The sequence below is a fragment of the Arthrobacter sp. H41 genome (genome assembly GCF_000520535.1).
GTDB lineage: Bacteria > Actinomycetota > Actinomycetes > Actinomycetales > Micrococcaceae > Arthrobacter_D.
This window is the reverse complement of record NZ_KI914793.1, coordinates 25,310-29,915: the sequence shown is the minus strand read 5'-3', so window position 1 is coordinate 29,915 and position 4,606 is coordinate 25,310. Positions and strand designations below refer to the sequence as shown.

Annotated in this window: 6 protein-coding genes and 1 pseudogene; 5 read left to right on the top strand and 2 right to left on the bottom strand. The window is 64.7% G+C overall.

Annotated features, from left to right (window positions below):
- The 3 genes and pseudogenes from Y705_RS18680 to Y705_RS0109120 form a co-directional block, all read left to right on the top strand.
- A pseudogene (locus tag Y705_RS18680) lies at positions 1 to 497 on the top strand (3-oxoadipyl-CoA thiolase); the annotation flags it as partial.
- Complete coding sequence (locus Y705_RS0109125; protein WP_026532638.1) at positions 497 to 1,243, top strand: enoyl-CoA hydratase/isomerase family protein; 747 nt, start codon at positions 497 to 499, stop codon at positions 1,241 to 1,243. The pseudogene Y705_RS18680 and the gene Y705_RS0109125, both read left to right, overlap by 1 nt.
- Positions 1,243 to 2,091, top strand: a complete 849-nt coding sequence (locus tag Y705_RS0109120; RefSeq protein WP_026532637.1) for a 3-hydroxyacyl-CoA dehydrogenase family protein — start codon at positions 1,243 to 1,245, stop codon at positions 2,089 to 2,091. Before Y705_RS0109125 ends, Y705_RS0109120 begins: the two co-directional genes overlap by 1 nt.
- A 17-nt stretch (positions 2,092 to 2,108) precedes the next feature.
- Here the strand turns inward: Y705_RS0109120 and Y705_RS0109115 are convergent, their stop codons facing one another.
- Complete coding sequence (locus tag Y705_RS0109115) at positions 2,109 to 2,969, bottom strand: SGNH/GDSL hydrolase family protein (protein WP_081737936.1); 861 nt, start codon at positions 2,967 to 2,969, stop codon at positions 2,109 to 2,111.
- A 55-nt stretch (positions 2,970 to 3,024) separates the two neighbouring features.
- On the opposite strand from Y705_RS0109115, the gene Y705_RS18675 reads away from it, so the two are divergent.
- Positions 3,025 to 3,669: a GNAT family N-acetyltransferase gene (locus Y705_RS18675; protein ID WP_049822529.1), complete on the top strand. Its 645-nt coding sequence runs from the start codon at positions 3,025 to 3,027 to the stop codon at positions 3,667 to 3,669.
- Positions 3,644 to 4,159, top strand: a complete 516-nt coding sequence (locus tag Y705_RS0109105; protein ID WP_026532635.1) for a mycothiol transferase — start codon at positions 3,644 to 3,646, stop codon at positions 4,157 to 4,159. The genes Y705_RS18675 and Y705_RS0109105 overlap by 26 nt, the downstream gene beginning before the upstream one ends.
- Positions 4,160 to 4,260: 101 nt before the next feature.
- On the opposite strand, the gene Y705_RS18670 is transcribed toward Y705_RS0109105, so the two are convergent.
- A partial coding sequence (locus Y705_RS18670) for a DUF488 domain-containing protein (protein ID WP_155849996.1) occupies positions 4,261 to 4,606 on the bottom strand: 346 nt, incomplete at its 5' end.

Here is a 4,606-nt window from a genome sequence, read left to right as displayed (position 1 = left end):
GTTCGGTGGTGCGTCCCGACGGCGTCGTCACCGCCGGCAACTCGAGTTCACTCAACGACGGTGCGTCCGCCGTCATCGTGGTCTCCGAAGCTGCGGTGAAGCGTTTTTCCCTCACTGCGCGGGCCCGTATTCTCGACGGAGCCTCGGCGGGCGTTTCCCCCGAGATCATGGGCATCGGCCCGGTCCCGGCAACCCAGAAGATCCTCGAGCGGACAGGGCTCAGCATCAGCGACCTCGGTGCCGTCGAGCTCAATGAAGCGTTCGCCGCGCAAGCCATCGCCTGCATACGGCGGCTCGGGCTGAATGAGGACATCGTGAACCGCGACGGCGGTGCGATCGCGCTGGGACACCCGCTGGGTTCCTCAGGATCGCGCATCGCCATCACCCTGATGGGCCGGATGGAGCGGGAGCTGCGAAGCGGCGGCCCGGGCATCGGGCTCGCGACGATGTGCGTGGGAGTAGGACAGGGCACCGCGATGCTCCTCGAGGCCGTGTGATGGAAGCCCCGACCACTCTCCGCATCGACGACGGCAATGGCAGGCTGCTGGTGCAACTGGACCGGCCCGAGGTGCGCAACGCCATCGACCAGCAGATGGTGGACGAGCTCCATGAGGTGTGCAGCCGGCTCGAGCGCGAGCCACGGATCCTCATCCTCGCCGGTTCACATGGCGTCTTCGCTTCAGGGGCGGACATCGGGCAGCTTCGCGAACGACGGCGGGATGACGCCCTCGCGGGGATCAACTCGGCCCTCTTCACACGGATCGCCCGGCTGCCGATGCCGGTGATCGCGGCACTTGACGGTTACGCGCTCGGCGGGGGAGCAGAACTCGCCTACGCCGCCGATTTTCGGATCGGAACGCCCAGCCTGAAGATCGGCAACCCCGAAACGGGCCTGGGAATCCTCGCTGCTGCCGGTGCTACCTGGCGGCTGAAGGAACTCGTGGGGGAACCGCTCGCCAAGGAGATCCTGCTGGCGGGGCGCGTGCTGCGGGCCGATGAAGCGCTCGCCGCGCGCCTCATCACGGAGATCCACGAGCCGGAGGCACTGCTCGACGCCGCCCACGCCCTCGCGGACCGCATCGCGCGGCAGGACCCGCTCGCCATCCGGATCACGAAGAGCGTCTTTCACGCGCCGGCGGAGGCACACCCCGTGATCGACCAGCTGGCGCAGGGCATCCTCTTCGAGTCCGATGCGAAATTCGCGCTCATGCAGGAATTCCTCGACCGGAAGAAGGACCGCTGATGACTATCCCGAATCGCGTTGGAGTGCTGGGCGGCGGGAGGATGGGCGCAGGGATAGCCCACGCTTTCTGCCTTGCCGGCGCCGAAGTGGTAGTCGTCGAACGGGACGAGCCTGCTGCGGCAGCGGGCAGGGAACGGGTGGAGTCCGCGCTGGCCAAAAGCGTGGAGCGTGCCACCACTCCCGAGCCCCTCGCTGCCCTGACGTCCCGCGTGTCGGTGGCCACGGACTACGCGGCGTTCGCCGGCTGTGGTCTCGTCGTCGAAGCGGTGCCGGAGGACTTCGACCTCAAGGCAGCAGCATTGAAACGGGTGGAGGCCGAACTGCAGGCGGGTGCGTGGCTCGCCACCAATACGTCGTCGCTCTCCGTGAACGCTTTGGCTGCGCGGCTGGAGCGGCCCGCAGAATTCTGCGGCCTGCATTTCTTCAATCCCGTTCCGGCATCGACCCTGATCGAGGTGGTGCTGGGCACGACGACGTCACCGGACACCGCATCCGCAGCAGGGGAATGGGTCACCGCTCTCGGCAAAACTCCGATCGTCGTGAACGACGCCCCGGGCTTCGCGAGCTCGCGTCTGGGGGTGGCCATCGCCCTCGAAGCGATGCGCATGGTCGAAGAGGGAGTGGCCTCAGCGGCCGACATCGACACTGCCATGGTGCTCGGATACAAGCACCCGGTGGGGCCGTTGCGGACCACCGACCTCGTGGGGCTCGACGTCCGGCTCGGGATTGCCGAGTACCTTAAGTCGACGCTCGGCGGCCGGTTCACGCCGCCGGCCATCCTTCGGGAGAAGGTGGCCCGCGGCGAGCTGGGACGGAAGACCGGGAAGGGCTTCTTCGACTGGAGCTAGTTGTTCCGAAGCACCTACTACTTCTGTAGTTGCGCGAAGTTCACGCTGCTCCGGACCGCGGGGAAGTATCCGGACTTATATCCCTCAGCGGTCGGATGCAGGTCATCAAATTGTGCTGGACTGCTCAGTTTGATCCAGGAATCAGGTGACCCGAGGCCGTGTCCGTCGAATTTCTTCGCGATGTCCACATAGACGAATCCGTTGGCTTTCGCAGATGCCTTGATGACACCGTTGAGGATGTCGGTAGCTGCGTTGATAAGGCGCTGGGCGTCCGGACTGATCGGGAGTGGTGCGCCGAATTCCGGGGAGAAGAGGTGCGGGTACCCTGTGACCACTACCGTCGCCTTCGGCGCTGCCTGGTCAATCTGCTTGTATAGCGTGTCGAGCGACAAGCCGAGGGCTGGCAGTGCGGCTATTCTGCCCGCGACGAACTGGGCGCAAATTTCGTCGGATGTTCCAACGCAATTTCTGGCGAAGTCGCCGAACCCGGCGTCGTTCCCCCCGGCTGATACCGTCACCAGATCGGTGTCCCCATCCAGCACTTGTTTTCCCTGCAGAATTTGGATTTGCTGCGGGAGGTCTATCGACGGATCCGCCTCATTGATGAAAATGAAAGCTCCGGCGCAGGTGGCGTTACCCACCAGCTCAACCTGTTTTTTCGAATCAAGGAGGCCTGGTAACCCGAAGGGCGATTGCCCGCAGGGTTCATAGGAGCCGGCGCCGAAGCCGGAAGCATAGGAATCCCCGAGCGCCACGTATTCAAGAGGGGCAGGCCGATGAGCGGCCGCAGGACTGACGCCGACGCTCGTGAACACGAGCGCCGAAAGAAGGGTGATGGCGCCTGTGCGGCGTCGAGCGGGGCTGGGGTGCTTTCTCATGGAATCAAGGTACTCCCGTTAGCCTCCTGCGCATGCACATTGTATAGATGAAGTCATGAAATTCTCTGCTGGAACGCTGAGCGGCTCCCGGGTGATTCTCGAGCCGCTCTCCCGGGATCACCATGAAGGGCTCATCGATGCTGTTCGGGACGGTGAGCTGTGGAACCTCTGGTACACGCGCATTCCCACACCGGAAACCATGGCCGACGAGATCGACCACCGGCTCGCACTGCAGGAGGAGGGCAGTATGGTGCCGTTCACCGCGATCGACGCGCGGACGGGCGTCGTGATCGGCATGACGACCTACTGCAACATCGACCGCGCTACTCCGCGCGTGGAGATCGGTTACACCTGGAGCCGGGCATCCTTCCACCGCTCGGGCTCGAACGCCGACAGCAAGCTCCTCCTGCTGGCCCACGCTTTCGAGGTGGAGGGCTGCGCCGCCGTGGAATTCCGAACCCACTGGCACAACCTGCAGTCGCGCGGCGCGATAGCGAGGTTGGGTGCGAAGCAGGACGGCGTGCTGCGTTCACACGTGCGCATGCCGGACGGCACCGTTCGTGACACAGTGGTTTTCTCGATCACTGCACCGGAATGGCCGATGGTGCGGACCGGGCTCGAATACCGGCTGGGCGTGACGGCAACGAAGACGGCAACGAATGAGGAGATGGGAAATGCAGGCGTCGGACGTACTTCTTGAGGGCTATGGCAGGCTTCCGGCTCTGGTCGGAGCTGCAGTGGAAGGGCTCGACGGCGGCGCCCTCGTGGTGCGGCCGGGTGGCACCGGCAATTCGATCGCCTGGCTCGTGTGGCACCTCACCCGGGTGCAGGACAATCACTTCGCCGAGGCTTTCGGCGAGGACGAATTGTGGTTGAGGGACGGTTGGGCGGAGCGCTGGGGGCTTCCCCTCGATCCGCTCGATACGGGCTACGGGCATTCGAGCGAGAAGGTGGACGCCGTAGGAGTGGAGTCGTCACTGCAGCTCATCGAGTACTTCAACGCAGTGCACTCCCGCTCCCTGATACTGATCCGCAGTGTGAAGGACGAGGACCTCGAACGTGTGGTCGATGACAACTGGGACCCGCCGGTCACCCTGCTCGTCCGCCTGGTCAGCGTCCTGGATGACTGCGTGCAGCACGCCGGTCAGGCGGCCTATGTGCGGGGCATTCTCGCCGAGACCGAAGGCTGACCCTGATCCTTCCGAACTTGCGCAGATCTGGCGGGTGCCGCCGTCGTCCACCCACCGTTCATGCGCAACTTCGCGGATAGTGAGGACGTGGGTGATCGAACCTACCCCTCGTCGTCGTAGACCAGTTCACCGATCCCTCGCCGGACGCCCGCGGTCGGCTTATGCGCCGTCCATCGCACGCCGGGCATCAGGTGCTCAACAGCCAGTCCGTCGAGCAGCAGGGCATGGTCGGCGATAAGGCGGCGGTGGCACCTCCACCACACGGTCTCGCTGCACATGATGCCCACCGATTGTCCAGCGGCCTGAATGATGAGGTCATCGAGCGCCGTGGCGAAATCCGTAGACCGCATGTATGCGGCGTAGGCCCTGAACGATTCGTTGCGCAGCGCCACATCCGGCGAATCGGCAGGCAGCTTGCGGAATCCGCCCAGCCTCTTCTCCCACCGG

Bases quoted from the DNA above. Each gene is read 5' to 3' on its own strand.
- Y705_RS0109125 (WP_026532638.1), top strand. From the start codon at position 497: ATGGAAGCCCCGACCACTCTCCGCATCGACGACGGCAATGGCAGGCTG.
- Y705_RS0109120 (WP_026532637.1), top strand. From the start codon at position 1,243: ATGACTATCCCGAATCGCGTTGGAGTGCTGGGCGGCGGGAGGATGGGC.
- Y705_RS0109115 (WP_081737936.1), bottom strand. From the start codon at position 2,969: ATGAGAAAGCACCCCAGCCCCGCTCGACGCCGCACAGGCGCCATCACC.
- Y705_RS18675 (WP_049822529.1), top strand. From the start codon at position 3,025: ATGAAATTCTCTGCTGGAACGCTGAGCGGCTCCCGGGTGATTCTCGAG.
- Y705_RS0109105 (WP_026532635.1), top strand. From the start codon at position 3,644: ATGCAGGCGTCGGACGTACTTCTTGAGGGCTATGGCAGGCTTCCGGCT.